Here is a 14,101-nt window from a genome sequence, read left to right as displayed (position 1 = left end):
AGTGCCGCGCCGCCGTGTGCGACGGCATATGTTGGGACCATGCCTTCCGTCTTCAGCGCGATCATCGCCGGTCAGATTCCGGGCCGGTTCGTCTGGAGCGACGACGATGTCGTCGCTTTCCTCACCATCGCTCCCATCACCCCCGGGCACACACTTGTGGTGCCGCGCAAGGAAATCGACCAATGGCAGGACGTCGACGGTGCGACGTTCGGCAAACTGACCGCGGTGGCGCAGGCCATCGGCCAAGCGGTCCGTAAAGGCTGGGACGCGCCGCGCGCAGGGCTGCTGATCGCGGGCCTCGAGGTCCCCCATCTGCACCTGCACGTGTTCCCCGCCTGGGAGCTTGTCAACTTCGACATCTCCACCGCCAGCCCGGACGCATCGGCGGAGTCGCTCGACGAGGCCGCGGCGACGCTGAAGACGGCGTTGCGCGACCTCGGCTACGGCGAGACTGTCCCCGACTGATGCGGTAGGGCGACCGTGAAGGTCGAGCCCTTCCCAGGGACACTTTCGACGGTCACCGTGCCGTCGTGGGATGCAACGATGGCCGACACGATCGACAGGCCGAGCCCGGTGCCACCGCTCTCCCGGGTTCGGGACGTGTCGGTTCGGTAGAAGCGTTCGAACACCTTCGCCGCATCGTGTTCGGGCAGCCCAGGGCCCGTGTCGATGACCTGGACCAGGACATTCTCGGTTGTCGTCGACAGCCGGATACAGACGTTTGCGTCGGGCGGTGTGTGCGTCAAGGCATTGCCCACCAGGTTCGACAGCACTTGGCGCAGCCGCGCTTCGTCCCCGAGGACCTCCATCGTTCCCGGTCCGTCGACGACTTCCAGATCGACTTTTCGCTCCGGTGCAACAGCACGCGCGCCGTGGACCGCGTCGCTCGCCAAGCCCAGCAGGTCGACGGGTTTTCGTTCCAACGGCCGTTGCGCGTCGAGTCGCGCAAGCATGAGCAGGTCCTCGACGAGCAGCCCCATCCGCGACGCCTCGCCTTCGATGCGTTTCATCACCGTCGACACATCGGTCGCCGCACCCTGTCGATACAGTTCGGCGAATCCACGGATCGTCGTCAAAGGCGTCCGTAATTCATGGCTCGCGTCGGCAACGAATCGACGCATTTTCTGCTCGGAACGCTTTGCTGCCGCCTCCGAGTCCTCGGATGCCGCGAACGCGCGCTGAATCTGCGAGAGCATGCCGTTGAGCGCCATCGATAGGCGATCGATCTCGGTCTTGTTACCCCGCACGGGAACTCGACGTTTCAAATCGCCCGCCGCAATGGCTGCGGCAGTGCCTTCGACTTCGACGAGCGGACGAAGACTGCGCCGAATGACGAAGTAGGCGGCCAAGCCGAGCACGGACAACACCACTAGACCGATCCCCAATTGCAGCGCAACCAAACGGTCGACAGTTTCCTGGTTCTCGCCCAGGTTGATGGCGATCTCGGTCTTTCCGTCCGACGTCGTGGTTTTGAGCGCACGCCATTCCACACCGGAATCGCCTTGAGATCCGATGGTGACAGGTGAGTCGCCGATGGACGCCGGGAAGTCCGGCACAGCATCGGTCCTGCTGGATGCAAGGACCAATTGGCCGTTGGAATTCTCCATCCGCACATAGAAGTCGGTCGGCGGGTTGTCCGGACCGGGTGCCCGCACCGGCGGCGGCCGATTCATTCGGGGCTTCGCCCAGGTGTGCACGGCCTCGACGAGTTGTTGATCGGTCCTTTGCAGCAACGACCGCTCGAACACCGACTTCACCGCGACCCCCGACGCGACGAGGCCGAGCGCTGCCATCAATACGAGGGCGGCGACGAGCGTCACCCGCAATGGAACAGCCTGCAGCCTCCTCACCGAGGCTCACGCATGACGTACCCGACTCCGCGCAGCGTGTGGATGAGCCGCTTGTCGCCGGTATCGACCTTGCGTCGCAGATACGAGACGTAGGACTCGACCACACCCACTTCGCCGCCGAAGTCGTAGCGCCACACGTGGTCCAGAATCCTCGGTTTGGACAAGACAGTGCCCGCGTTGACCATGAAGTAGCGCAACAACGTGAATTCGGTCGGTGAGAGCGCAACCGCTTCGCCGGCTTTCCACACTTCGTGGGTGTCGTCGTCGAGCTCGATGTCGGCGAACGAGAGCCGCGGCGAGCGCACCTCTTCGCCGACTTTGCCGGAACGACGCAGGATGACGCGCAGCCGTGCGACGACTTCCTCGAGGCTGAACGGCTTGGTGACGTAGTCGTCTGCGCCGAGTGTCAAGCCTGTGATCTTGTCCTCGATCTCGTCGCGGGCGGTGAGAAACAACACAGGTGCATCCACACCGTCCGCGCGAAGCCGTCGCAGCAGGCCGAATCCGTCCATTCCCGGCATCATCACATCGACGATCATCGCGTCGGGGCGGAAGTTTCGCGCCCTGTCCAAGCCTTCGGCGCCGTTGCTGGCGGTCGACACTTCGAAGCCTTGGAAGCGCAAACTGACTGCTAGGAGCTCGACGATCATCGCCTCGTCATCGATCACGAGGATGCGGGCTTCTGGAGTCGACACGGTCACGGACTACAGCATTGCGCAACCGGCTATGCATCAGCTGGGCAATTCCTGGAAGTTTCCTGTGAGCGATCACGCAACCCAGTTACGCGGAGTGCCACATACAGTTTCGGGGTGGACGTAACGACTGTGGTGCTGTTTCCAGTGAGGGCTGCGTTCGTGACCGCTGATTCTGCGTTGATGGTCGCCGAGGGCTCCCTCGCGATGACGCGATCGGTGATCAGCGCTCAGGCGGCGCTGTTGAAGGTGAACACCGATACCTCGGTCGGCGCGCAGATCGGGTTCGCCGGTCGCATGTCGACCCTGATGGCGGAGGACCGCGCGCTGGGCCAATCACTGCGCCCAGGCGGGCCCCTGGATAGATTTCTCCAGCGCGGCGGGGTCGCCGACCGGCTGACAGCCAGGGACGGACCGTTGGATCGCTTGCTCGCGCCGGACGGTCCGATCGAGCGGCTCTTCGAGCCGGGCGGCATCGTCGACCGTTCGCTCGAACCGGGCGGATTCGTCGACCGACTGGTTGCGCCGAACGGCACACTCGAGCGGCTCACCGCTCGCGGCGGCATTATCGAGACCTTGGTCGCCGAGCAGGGCGCGATCGAGCGGGTCGTCGGGGTCGCCGATCAAGTGGTGAGCCTGACAAACGTGATGGCGTCACTGGCGCCGAACCTCGATCGATTCAACCGAAGTGTCGACGCGCTGCAGGAACAGACCGCCCGACTCACCGAACTGGCGGCTCGATTCCCGCCAGGACGCTGGTTGCGACGGTCGCCGTCAGAACCTCAGGTCTGAGGAGTGAGGTGGGTGTCGAAGAAGCCGAATACCCGCCGCCATGCGTCGTCCGATTGTTCGGCTCCGTAGCCGAATCCGGTGATCCGTAGCAGGGGTTGGGCGGGGAGCTCATTCGCGAAGCTGTGCCCCACGCCGTCGTAGACCTTGACGTCGTGGGGAATTCCCTTACGCTCCAGCGTCTTTTCGAGCTTCGGACCTCTACCCTGCAGGATCGGGTCGCGCTTGCCGAAGCTGGCGACGATCGGGCATGCGTCGTCGTCGACGACTTTGTTGTAGTCCTGCAAGAGCGAAGGGTAGAACGGCGCCGAGGCGTCGAAGCCCTGGGATGCCATGACCAGCGCGAAGCCGCCGCCCATGCAGAAGCCGACGATGCCGATCGATCCGGTGCAGTCCTCGCGCGCGGCAAGAGTCTCGCGCGCGGCGACGATGTCGTCGATCGCCCGGCCTTTGTGGGCGAACAGGTCGGTAATCACGCGCCGCACACACAGCACAGGTCCACCGCGTGAATACAGGTTCGGCGCAAGCGCGATATACCCGTTGTCCGCGATCTTGCGAGTGATGTTTTTGATGTCCTGGTTGAACGCCGTCATGTCATGAACGACGACGACACCAGGCCACGGTCCGTCCCCTGTGGGGATTTCGAGGCGCGCCTCGATACGGTCTTTCGCTGTTTCGACTTCGATGTCGGCCACAACTCAGGAATGTAGCTTCTCTGCGCTAGACGGTGACGACCGGCATGCGGTAAACGGCATCGCAGACTCCGAGTGGTTGAACGGTTCCTGTGGGCTGAAGCGCAGAACTCCGGCGAGCAGCGACACGGGCATCCGCTGAACTGCCTTGTTGTAGTCGCGCACTGCGAGATTGAAGTATTGCCGTGCGTAGGCGATGCGATTCTCGCTGTCATTCAGGTCCAGTTCGAGATCGAAGAATCGCCTGCTCCGCTTCAGCTTTGGATTCCGACCCACCGACGCAAGGACGCCACGAACAGCGACGGTGAGCGCGTCCTCTGCCTTCGCCTTCTCAGGTGGAGTCGACGACTCGATCGCAACATCGGCGGCGGCGCTGACCTCGTCGAAGGCCTGAATGCGGTCCGTACCCGCGTGCGCGCGGACGGCGTGGACCAGATTGTGGACGAGGTTGTGCCGCTTCCTCAGCTGCAGGTCCAACCGGGTCCACGAGTTGTCGACAGCGTTGCGTTTCCTGACGAGCCCGTTGTAACTACCGACCGTCACTGCCCCGACGGCGGCGCCGACCACGACGAGCACGCTCAAGACCACAACGCTCACACCTACCTGCTTTCACCCCACGCCTGAACATGCCCAGACACAGTGTTGGGTTCACGCGCGCTGCACAGTAGGTACCCGAGGGTGAAGAACACCAACCCAAGGTGTGAGTTCGAGTCGATCAGTCCAGGTCGGACCGGTTCTCGTTCGAGGTCGTGTCCTCTCCGCCGCGGTTCGGTCGTGAATCTGTCCCGCATCGCAGGAGCCGATCGATTTCACCCGCATTGGTGACCAGTCGCTCTTCCGATTCAGGGAAGGCAGTCGCATTCATGCCGATCTCCTGACCTAGCTGATACTCGATACACATCGACGCTAGAGAGTTCACGGCGCAGCCGCGCGAGTAGTTCACTACTCGACTTCCCCACCCTTGTGAGTCTTTTAGGAGTCCAGAGACTCCTAAAAGACTCACAAGGGTGGGTGTTCGAGGGGGTTGTTGCGGAGTTTGTCTGCAACCCCGTTCTGCACTGCTCGGGCGGCCGTGCTGCCAGGTTTGCGGGCAGCTTGATTCTCGAAACAGCTGTTGAACTCCTCGGCCAGACCCAGGCGTGGCCATGCCGAAAGCACCTGCCTGCGGGTGGCGGCGGGGACGAGATCGACGCCACGTCCGGAGATGTCGATGCCGGTGGCTCGTTCGAGAAGGTGCCCTTCGGGATCGGTCTCGACGTCGACGTCCGCCCACATATGCCGGACGATGATGTCGTTGAGGCGCTGTCCTCGTTCTGGAGACCAGCCCGCACCTGCGGCGAATACCGCCGCCACATGACCGCCCGCATATTCGAAATCGATGGCGTGCGCGTCGAATTCGGGGACCAGCCCGATGTCGTGGAAGATCGCCGCGACATAGAGCAACTCGCTATCGATTGTGACCGCTTCCTCGCGTGCCAGCGCCTCAGCCCAGTAGTACGAACGCACCGAGTGATTGAAGAGTGCGGGCGAAAGGTATCGACGCGCGACCTCGAGCGCGGTCCGTGCGGTGGCCGTATCTGGTGTATTCATGCCGGCCACGGCGAGTTCTCGATGACGTCCACGAAATCTCCGCGCACGAAACCAGGCACGAAATGGGCGAGGACGTCCGCTTTGACGTTGCCGAACGTCGTCTGCGGACGATGCCGGATCCCGTCGGTGAACGCTGCGAGGATCTCGGCTTTGAAGTTCGGTCGCGGATGCGCGGCGACGACCTGTGCCCGCTGGTCGTCAGTGATTGCGTCGTAGCCGATGCCCAGCACGTCCAACTCGACACCGCGCGTCACCAAGGCGATTTCCGCCGCCATGTGCAGCGGGATCTCTGGTGTGGTGTGCAACGCGATCGCAGTCCACACTCGGTCCGCCGCGTCGCCGTCGACGCCGTGCGAGCGGAGAAACCGGCGGGCTTCGTCGGCACCGTCGATCTCGAAGCGCTGGTCGGTTGTTCGGAACTTCTCGGTCAACCCCAGGTCGTGGAACATTGCCCCCACGTATAGCAGTTCCGGGTCGAAATCGAGGCCGGCTGCGCGGCCCCGCAAAGCCCCGAAGACGAACACCCGCCGCGAATGGTGAAACAGCAACGGCGACGCCACCTCCCGGACCAGCTCGGTCGCCTCTCGGGCCAACACGCTGTCGGGGATCTCGACCCCTGCAATCGTTTCCATACCGTCCACTGTGCCGACATCGGCTACGCTCACACCATGTCTTTATCGACAAACAAACCACAGATTCAGACATGACTCGTCGGGTCGGAGTCCTCGCCTTCGAGGACGTCACACTCCTCGATGTCACCGGACCGATCGAAGTCCTCCACACCGCAGGCACGTACGAATCGGTGCTGGTCTCACCCCACGGCGGCCCGATCACGACCTCGTCGAAGATCACCCTCGACACGACTGCCGCAGCGGATGCCGGACCGTTCGACACCGTCGTCGTCCCGGGCAGCGACTATCTAGTCGACCACGGCGTCGACGACTCGCTACTCGGCGCCGCAAACACATTGGCTGCCAATGCCACTCGGGTCGCCTCGGTGTGCACGGGCGCATTCGTGCTGGCCGAGCTCGGCTTGCTCGACGGCCACCGCGCCACCACCCATTGGCGACGCACCCGCACGCTCGCCCACCGCTATCCACGCATCGACGTCGTGCCCGACGCACTGCACGTCAGCGACGGCCGCTACCTCACCTCGGCAGGTATCAGTGCCGGCATCGACATGGCCTTGGCGCTGGTCGAGCACGATGACGGACCCGACGCCGCCCGTGCGGTCGCCCGCGAACTGGTCGTCTACATGCAACGGCCCGGCGGACAATCCCAGTTCTCCGCCGCACTGCGCACTCCGCCAACTCGAAATCTGGCCCTGCGCACCATCATCGACGCCGTTCACGCCGACCCCGCTGGCAACCACAACGCCGAATCGCTCGCTGCTGCTGCCGCTCTGAGCACCCGCCAGGTCACTCGACTGTTCAACAGCGAACTCGGCACCACCCCCGGACGATGGATCGAACGCGTCCGCCTCGACCAGGCTCAACAACTGATCCTCAACGGGCACACCATCACTGCGGCCGCCAGTCGCAGCGGACTCGGCAGCGACGAATCCCTGCGCCGCGCCTTCGCCCGCCACCTCGGCCTCACCCCGACCGAATACAAACGCCGCTTCACCACGACCACCACCACCAGCTCGTGAGTCTTTTAGGAGTCCAGGGACTCCTAAAAGACTCACGAGAACCTTTGTGGAGCCTCCTGTCAGGATTGAACTGACGACCTTTCGCTTACAAGGCGAGTGCTCTACCACTGAGCTAAGGAGGCGTTAGGGCGGTGCAATCATACCGGCAGCGCCCAGGATTCATGACAAGTGACCTGGTCGTCGAGACGACCAGGTCACGTCAAGCGTTGGTTCGAAAAGATCAGCTCTCGGAGGACTTCGCCGCGCGGGCTGCTTCGTCGGCTGCCATCGCGTCGCGAAGGCTCTTCGGTCGCATGTCGGTCCAGTTCTGCTCGACGTATTCGACGCAGGCTGCTCGACTCTCTTCACCGAATACGACGCGCCAGCCGGCAGGAACCTCCGCGAACGTCGGCCAGAGAGAGTGCTGCTCCTCGTCGTTGACCAATACGTAGAAGCGGCCGTCCTCGTCGTCGAAAGGATTGGTGCTCATCTGACCTCTCTGGTTGAAGCTGCACAGTCGGAAATTGATTCACCCCGCGACGTCGACCCTAGCAAGCGTCAGCTCGCGAAGAAATCGAGCAATGCTTTGTTGACCACTTCGGGCCGTTCGAGGTAGCCGAAATGACCTGCGTCCGGGATCTGGCGGTAAACGGCGCCGGGAATCGCGTCGGCGATCTCGCGGGACAGATAGGGCGGGATCATCCGATCGTCGGCGAATCCGATCGACAGACACGGCACCTTGATCTGGCGATAGGCCTGCACGCGATCGAAATCGTGGTCCATCTTGCGTTGCGCACGAATACCAGGGGTAACCGGTCCGCCGGTGAACTCGAAGAGGTCGAGCCAGTCGCGGGCGGAATTGGGGTCGGCGAGGGTGGCGGGCGACAGGTTCATCACGGCGGTGACGGCGGCTTCGTACTTGGCAGGCAACTGGACGCCGCTCGCGTCCAAGTCGTGCTCGCCTGCCGACAGCGTTTTCTGAAACTGGTCGAGACGGCCATGACCGGCCATGAACACGGCCTTTCGCACCAGGTCTGGGCGCTTCAAGCACAGTTCCTGGGCGACACGAGATCCCATCGATGTGCCGACCACGATTACAGGGCCTTCGCCGAGCAGTTCGATCAGTCCAGCAGTGTCGGCGACGAGGTCGTCGATCTGCATGCCTGCGGCGCTCTCCGACGAGGGAGCGATGCCGCGATTATCGAACGTGCAGACCCGATAGCCCGCCTTCACGAGAGCAGGCACCTGGTGCAATGCCCACACTCGACCTGGACTTCCCGTACCCATGATGAGCACGACGAGCTGGCCGGAGCCCTTCACGTCGTAGTTCAGCGAAATCCCGTTGACCGCTGCTAACGGCATCCTTGCCCCTCCTGTCGATCACGCGCCACGCAAGCGTGGTCGCCGACGGCAACGTTAATGCAATCAAGTCGTAAGTGGCGTCGGGGCAACCGGTTCTCCTAGAGTCGAGCAATAGAAAAGGCCTGTTCGACGACGAACAGCTGAGCGGGAGGAAGACCATGGCCACCAAGACGCCGAGCACGACCGATATCGCAGACGAAGACCTCGAGCCGTTGGCCGACGAAACTGCACGGCAAGCTCAGCGAGTCGTCGCAGCGTATGCCGCAGATGCCGACGAGTGCCGAATGTTGCTGTCGATGCTGGGTATTGCCCCGAACAACCGTCTGGACTGACGCCGACAGCGCATAATCCGACTTAGTAAAGGGACGAAAACGACAACGATTCATTAAGGATCAGCGTGGGTGACCGGAACGGCAAGAACGCAGCAGACGAAGTGGGTCCAAGTACCAAAGGGTCCGATTTCGTCGTCGTTGCCAACCGCTTGCCCGTCGACCTCGTCACAGCACCCGACGGCGGAACGCGCTGGAAACGAAGCCCCGGCGGCCTGGTTACTGCGCTGGAGCCGATCCTGCGTGGCAACAAGGGCGCATGGGTCGGTTGGCCCGGCGTCGCCGACGCAGATCCCGATCCGTTGATCGAAGATGGCGTCGAACTCCACTCCGTTCCGCTCAGCGCGGCTGAAGTCGAAGACTATTACGAGGGTTTTTCGAACGCGACTCTGTGGCCGCTTTATCACGACGTCATCGTGAAGCCGGTGTACGACCGCAAGTGGTGGAGTGCATACGTCGAGGTCAACAGGCGATTCGCCGAGTCAGCAGCGAAGGTTGCTGCCCAGGGTGCAACGGTGTGGATTCAGGACTACCAGCTCCAACTGGTGCCGAAGATGCTGCGGATGTTGCGCCCGGACCTCACGATCGGGTTCTTCCTACACATTCCGTTCCCGCCGATCGAGCTGTTCATGCAGATGCCGTGGCGGACCGAAATCATCGAGGGATTGCTCGGCGCGGACCTGATCGGCTTTCACCTGCCGGGTGGTGCGCAGAATTTCCTGTACCTCGCTCGTCGACTCGCCGGCCAGCCGACGTCGCGAGGCAGCATCGGCGTGCGGTCGAAACTCGGCGTTGTGCAGGTCGGTTTCCGATCCGTCCGCGTAGGTGCGTTCCCGATTTCGATCGACTCGGGCAACCTCGACGAGCGGTCCAAGCTGAAAAGCATCCGCGACCGCGCGAAGCAAATCCGCAAGGACCTCGGCAATCCGAAGCACATCATGCTCGGCGTCGACCGCCTCGATTACACGAAGGGCATCGACGTTCGGCTCAACGCTTTGCTCGAGCTGTTGGAGGAGAAGCGCGTCGACCCGGCATCGGTCGCGATGCTGCAACTCGCAACGCCCAGCCGCGAACGTGTCGACAGCTACGTGCAGTTGCGCAGCCAGGTCGAGCGCCAGGTCGGCCGAATCAATGGCGAATACGGGGAGATGGCGCATCCGGTCGTCAACTACTTGCATCGACCGGTTCCGCGTGACGAACTGATCGCCTATTTCGTCGCGGCCGACGTCATGCTCGTCACCCCGTTCAGGGACGGAATGAATCTCGTCGCCAAGGAGTACGTGGCGTGCCGCAGCGACCTCGGTGGCGCACTCGTGCTGAGCGAATTCACCGGTGCGGCAGCCGAATTGCGGCAGGCCTACCTGTGCAATCCGCACGACCTCGAAGGCGTCAAGGATTCGATCGTCGCCGCGCTCGAACAGGACCGCGACGAAGGCCGCAAGAGGATGCGTGCCCTTCGACGGCAAGTCCTCACCCACGACGTCGAACGCTGGGCGAAATCATTCCTCGCGGCGTTGAGCGGGGGCGGCGTCGCCGGCTCGGCGTTGATCGCCGACGACGAGGCCGAAACGAGTTAGAAATCAGCTGTAGCGCACCGGCAGGTGTTTGATGCCGTTGATCCAGCCCGAGCGTAATCGTTTGGGCTCAGCGAGTTTCGAGATGTCGGGCATCACATCGGCGATCGCGTTGAACATGAGGTCGATCTCCATTCGAGCCAGGTTCGCCCCGATGCAGAAGTGCGCACCGCTGCCGCCGAAACTCAGATGCGGGTTCGGGTCGCGCATGATGTCGAACTCGAACGGCCGGTCGAATACGTCCTCGTCGAAATTTGCGGAACTGTAGAACAGACCGACTCGCTGGCCCTGGGCGATTGCAACACCGCCGAGTTCGGTGTCCATGGTGGCCGTGCGCTGGAAGCAGTGGACGGGTGTGGCCATCCGCACGATCTCGTCGACCGCAGTGATCGGCCGCGTCCGCTTGTACAGGTCCCACTGCTCAGGATTGTCGAGAAAAGCGTTGATGCCGTGCGAGATTGCGTTTCGCGTCGTCTCGTTGCCCGCGACGGCAAGCAAAATCACGAAGAAGCCGAATTCGATGTCGTCGAGTTTGTGGCCGTCGACGTCGGCCTGGACCAACGTGGTGACGATATCTCCCGCCGGACATTTCCTGCGGTCTTCGGCCATCTTGTACGCGTAGCCGAGTAATTCTGCGTTCGCGGTCTCGGGATTGTCAGCGGCGTATTCGGGATCATCGGTGTTCATCATCGAGTTGGTCCAGTGGAACAATCTTTCGCGGTCGACTTCCGGTACACCGATCAAATCGGCAATTGCGAGGAGCGGAAGTCGCATCGCAACGTCGTCGACGAAGTCGCCTGACTTCCGTTCGGCTGCATTTGCGACGATCTCACGCGCCGACGCCGCCAACTTCTCACGCATTCCCGCGATGGCGCGCGGGGTGAACAACTTCGACACCACCCTGCGCAGCCGAGTGTGCTCGGGCGCATCGTGATTGATCAACAGAGCCTTTGTCAGCTCGATCTTTTCCGCGTCCATCCCATCGAAGAAGCGAATCACCACGCCGTTCGCATTGGTCGACCACAACTCGCCGTCTTTCGAGATCGCCTTGATGTGTTCGTGTTTCGTGATCACCCAGAATCCACCGTCGGTGAATCCCGACGTACCGATCGGCTGCGCGTTCCACCACACCGGTGCGGTCCTTCGTAGTTCCGCGAACTCCGCGATCGGCATGCCGTGCTCCAGGAGATCAGGGCTTGTGAAGTCGAACCCCTCACCGAAGGGGCATACGGTGCTGGCAGTCATGGGTGGCAACCTTTCGATCGAACGGCTGAACACGTTCCAATTACTCCGACCATACAGCTATCGATATCTGTATGACCACACTCGCCGACAATCCTGAGTAATGTTTCGATGATGCGCACGCATGGGTGGGGCGGTGACGTTCCCGCCGACGACGAAGAGGCTGTGTTGCGGATCCTCGAAGCCACCCGGCAGACGATCGACAGCAAAGGCGAACAGGCGGGGATCGCCGACGTCGCACGGCAGCTCGGCGTCACCCGGCAGACGATCTACCGCTACTTTCGCAACACCGAGGACCTGCTCTCGGCGGCTGCATTGCAATCGACCGAACCCTTCCTCGATTCCTTGGCCGACGACCTGCGGGCGATCACCGACCCTGCCGAGGCGATCGTCGAGGGAATCGTCACCGTCTTCGAGCGGTTGCCGCATGAGCACTACCTCGGACTCCTGTTACGTACGCATCCGACGAGTTCTTTCGCCGTCCGAGTCACATCGCCGACAGGGCGACATTTCGGCCGTTCCATGCTCACGCGCCTCGATGTCGATTGGGCGGGAGCCGGTTTCACCGATTCGGATCTCGACGAGATCGTCGAGATTCTCTTGAGAACGCTGCAGTCACTCATCCTCGATCCAGGCGATCCAGCGCGGACACCGGACGAGTTACGAACGTTCCTGCGCAAGTGGGTCGCGCCCGTCATCGAATCGTTCCGCGCTGTTCGCACGCTGAGCTGAGCGAGCGCCCGAATTGGCTCCCCAGACTGGGTCATGGTCTACGGCAAACTCTTTCGCCCACCGATAGTCAGGCTTACCACTCGGCGTTCGCGATACGTGGTCCGCGATCCAGATTCGACGCGGGATTTTGTAGCCGGCGAGATGCTCCCTGACATGTCGCTCGAGGTCATCGAAATCGACTGCCGAACCGGCAGATTCGATGACAGCGCCGACCTGCTCGCCCCAACGCTCGTGCTTGGTTCCAATGACTATCACGTCGTACACGTCGCGGTGTGCCTTGACGATGCTCTCGACCTCTTCGGCGTACACCTTCTCACCGCCGGTGTTGATCACCATGTTTCCGCGGCCGAGGAGGGTCAGTGCGCCGCCCTCTTCAACCCTCGCGCGATCATCGGTAATCACCATTCGCACGCCGTCGACTGTTCGAAACAGCTTTGCCGACTTCGCTTCATCCTTGTAGTAGCCAATGGGTACCGATCCGGTCTTTGCGATCCAGCCCTCATCCCCAACGCCGACCAGGTGGCCATCGTCGTCGACAACGACCGCACCGCGCCCGGTCTGTACTCGGGGGCCGCGCCCAGGCTCTGCACCCTTTTGCGCGAAACCTATTCCACCGAAGCCCGTTTCGGACGATCCGATCGAATCCGACACCATCAGATTGGGCAGTGTCTCCAACAGAAGTTCCTTGACCGGTTGCGAGAAGAGCGCAGCGCCAGAGGCGATCACGAACAAGCTGCTCCTGTTCACCGGCCGTTCCCGGTAGGCGTCGATCAGCGGTCGCGCCATCGCGTCCCCGGTGATGATCATGATCTGCGCACCATGGCGCTCGACGATCTGCCACACGCGATGGGGATCGAACTTCGAATCGAAGATCACGGTGTTGCCCGACCACAGCGCGGTGAAGGTTGGCATCATCGCCGACGCGTGCATGAGCGGGGGTAGCGCGAACCAACGAGTCGGCTCACCGGCCGCTCCGACGCGAGACTGCTGATACTCGTCTGCGACAGGCTCGTTGGTATAGAAGTCGATGCCACCGCCGAGGACGCGCCACATGTCTTCCTGTCGCCACATCACACCTTTCGGGCGACCTGTGGTGCCGCCGGTGTACATGATGAACAGGTCCTCGGCGGCGCGCGGCCCGAAGTCGCGGCTCTCGTCACTAGCGCGAAGCGCTTCCTCGTACGGAACCGAATCGCTGAACCGCCCCGCACCGCCGAGATCGTCCTCGACCACGATGCAATGTCGCAGCTTCGGTACGAACGGCAACACCTCGGCGATCGCCTCTGCGTACTTGCGATGATGGACGAGTCCTTCGAGGTCCGCATTGTCGTAGACATACCGCAACTCGTCACGGGTGTACCGATAGTTGATGTTCACCGGGACCGCGCGAATCTTGTAGCAGGCGATCAAAGTTTCGATCGTCTCGATCGAGTTGTGCATGTGAAAGCCGATGTGGGAATTCTTTCCGAATCCCACCGACTCGAGGTGGTGAGCAAGGCGGTTCGCTCGCCGCTCGAGTTCGAGGTAGGTGGTCTGACGTCCACCTGCAATCAACGCGACCCGGTCGGGCATCGCGTCGACGGAGTGTTCGTAAAGGTCGGCGAAGTTGTGCGCCACTA

The 14,101-nt window shown here is 62.3% G+C and carries 16 protein-coding genes and 1 tRNA gene; 6 read left to right on the top strand and 11 right to left on the bottom strand.

Features of this window, described 5'->3' with window-relative positions; genetic code table 11:
- Positions 1 to 39 precede the first annotated feature (39 nt).
- The gene (locus FGL95_RS18840) at positions 40 to 465 is read left to right on the top strand and encodes an HIT family protein (protein WP_169589635.1); all 426 of its coding nucleotides are present in this window, start codon (positions 40 to 42) and stop codon (positions 463 to 465) included.
- Here FGL95_RS18840 and FGL95_RS18835 read toward each other — a convergent pair.
- Both FGL95_RS18835 and FGL95_RS18830 read right to left on the bottom strand, forming a co-directional pair.
- Complete coding sequence (locus FGL95_RS18835; RefSeq protein ID WP_338079920.1) at positions 441 to 1,850, bottom strand: sensor histidine kinase; 1,410 nt, start codon at positions 1,848 to 1,850, stop codon at positions 441 to 443. The genes FGL95_RS18840 and FGL95_RS18835 overlap by 25 nt on opposite strands.
- Positions 1,847 to 2,551, bottom strand: coding sequence for a response regulator (locus FGL95_RS18830; RefSeq protein WP_169589633.1), 705 nt, complete (start codon positions 2,549 to 2,551; stop codon positions 1,847 to 1,849). The genes FGL95_RS18835 and FGL95_RS18830 overlap by 4 nt, the downstream gene beginning before the upstream one ends.
- 108 nt (positions 2,552 to 2,659) lie before the next feature.
- Between FGL95_RS18830 and FGL95_RS18825 the strand changes: the two genes are divergently transcribed.
- Positions 2,660 to 3,334 carry an ABC transporter gene (locus FGL95_RS18825; RefSeq protein ID WP_169589631.1) on the top strand — a complete coding sequence of 225 codons (675 nt, stop codon included), beginning with the start codon at positions 2,660 to 2,662 and terminating at the stop codon, positions 3,332 to 3,334.
- On the opposite strand, the gene FGL95_RS18820 is transcribed toward FGL95_RS18825, so the two are convergent.
- The 4 genes from FGL95_RS18820 to FGL95_RS18805 all read right to left on the bottom strand — a co-directional run bounded on the left by FGL95_RS18820 (position 3,325) and on the right by FGL95_RS18805 (position 6,245).
- Positions 3,325 to 4,026, bottom strand: coding sequence for a dienelactone hydrolase family protein (locus FGL95_RS18820; RefSeq protein ID WP_169589629.1), 702 nt, complete (start codon positions 4,024 to 4,026; stop codon positions 3,325 to 3,327). The genes FGL95_RS18825 and FGL95_RS18820 overlap by 10 nt on opposite strands.
- Before the next feature lie 3 nt (positions 4,027 to 4,029).
- Entirely contained in the window at positions 4,030 to 4,620 is a 591-nt protein-coding gene (locus FGL95_RS18815; protein ID WP_169589627.1) for a LemA family protein, read from the bottom strand.
- Between the two features lie 402 nt (positions 4,621 to 5,022).
- Positions 5,023 to 5,613 (bottom strand): HD domain-containing protein, encoded by a 591-nt coding sequence (locus tag FGL95_RS18810; protein WP_169589625.1) that lies wholly within the window; start codon positions 5,611 to 5,613, stop codon positions 5,023 to 5,025.
- Positions 5,610 to 6,245, bottom strand: a complete 636-nt coding sequence (locus FGL95_RS18805; protein ID WP_169589837.1) for an HD domain-containing protein — start codon at positions 6,243 to 6,245, stop codon at positions 5,610 to 5,612. Before FGL95_RS18805 ends, FGL95_RS18810 begins: the two co-directional genes overlap by 4 nt.
- A 71-nt stretch (positions 6,246 to 6,316) precedes the next feature.
- Between FGL95_RS18805 and FGL95_RS18800 the strand changes: the two genes are divergently transcribed.
- On the top strand, positions 6,317 to 7,264 hold the full coding sequence (locus FGL95_RS18800) for a GlxA family transcriptional regulator (protein ID WP_169589623.1): 948 nt from the start codon (positions 6,317 to 6,319) through the stop codon (positions 7,262 to 7,264).
- A 47-nt stretch (positions 7,265 to 7,311) separates the two neighbouring features.
- Here the strand turns inward: FGL95_RS18800 and FGL95_RS18795 are convergent.
- The 3 genes from FGL95_RS18795 to FGL95_RS18785 all read right to left on the bottom strand — a co-directional run bounded on the left by FGL95_RS18795 (position 7,312) and on the right by FGL95_RS18785 (position 8,605).
- Positions 7,312 to 7,386, bottom strand: a tRNA-Thr gene (locus FGL95_RS18795).
- A 98-nt stretch (positions 7,387 to 7,484) separates the two neighbouring features.
- Positions 7,485 to 7,733: an MbtH family protein gene (locus tag FGL95_RS18790; RefSeq protein ID WP_169589621.1), complete on the bottom strand. Its 249-nt coding sequence runs from the start codon at positions 7,731 to 7,733 to the stop codon at positions 7,485 to 7,487.
- 68 nt (positions 7,734 to 7,801) lie between these two features.
- Positions 7,802 to 8,605: an alpha/beta fold hydrolase gene (locus FGL95_RS18785; protein ID WP_169589619.1), complete on the bottom strand. Its 804-nt coding sequence runs from the start codon at positions 8,603 to 8,605 to the stop codon at positions 7,802 to 7,804.
- A 158-nt stretch (positions 8,606 to 8,763) separates the two neighbouring features.
- Between FGL95_RS18785 and FGL95_RS18780 the strand changes: the two genes are divergently transcribed.
- A complete protein-coding gene (locus FGL95_RS18780; RefSeq protein WP_169589617.1) occupies positions 8,764 to 8,937 on the top strand; it encodes a hypothetical protein in 174 nt (57 codons plus the stop codon).
- Between the two features lie 65 nt (positions 8,938 to 9,002).
- On the top strand, positions 9,003 to 10,511 hold the full coding sequence (locus FGL95_RS18775; protein ID WP_169589615.1) for a trehalose-6-phosphate synthase: 1,509 nt from the start codon (positions 9,003 to 9,005) through the stop codon (positions 10,509 to 10,511).
- A gap of 3 nt (positions 10,512 to 10,514) precedes the next feature.
- Here the strand turns inward: FGL95_RS18775 and FGL95_RS18770 are convergent, their stop codons facing one another.
- Positions 10,515 to 11,753 (bottom strand): cytochrome P450, encoded by a 1,239-nt coding sequence (locus tag FGL95_RS18770; RefSeq protein ID WP_169589613.1) that lies wholly within the window; start codon positions 11,751 to 11,753, stop codon positions 10,515 to 10,517.
- A gap of 111 nt (positions 11,754 to 11,864) precedes the next feature.
- On the opposite strand from FGL95_RS18770, the gene FGL95_RS18765 reads away from it, so the two are divergent.
- Positions 11,865 to 12,482, top strand: a complete 618-nt coding sequence (locus FGL95_RS18765; RefSeq protein ID WP_169589611.1) for a TetR/AcrR family transcriptional regulator — start codon at positions 11,865 to 11,867, stop codon at positions 12,480 to 12,482.
- Here the strand turns inward: FGL95_RS18765 and FGL95_RS18760 are convergent.
- Positions 12,411 to 14,099 (bottom strand): AMP-binding protein, encoded by a 1,689-nt coding sequence (locus FGL95_RS18760; RefSeq protein WP_169589609.1) that lies wholly within the window; start codon positions 14,097 to 14,099, stop codon positions 12,411 to 12,413. The two genes, FGL95_RS18765 and FGL95_RS18760, sit on opposite strands and share 72 nt — an antisense overlap.
- Positions 14,100 to 14,101: the final 2 nt, after the last annotated feature.

It is taken from the genome of Antrihabitans stalactiti, from assembly GCF_012932915.1.
In the GTDB taxonomy this organism is placed as follows: Bacteria; Actinomycetota; Actinomycetes; order Mycobacteriales; family Mycobacteriaceae; genus Antrihabitans; species Antrihabitans stalactiti.
The sequence above is the reverse complement of the archived record's forward strand: the minus strand, read 5'-3'. Positions and strand labels throughout refer to the sequence as shown.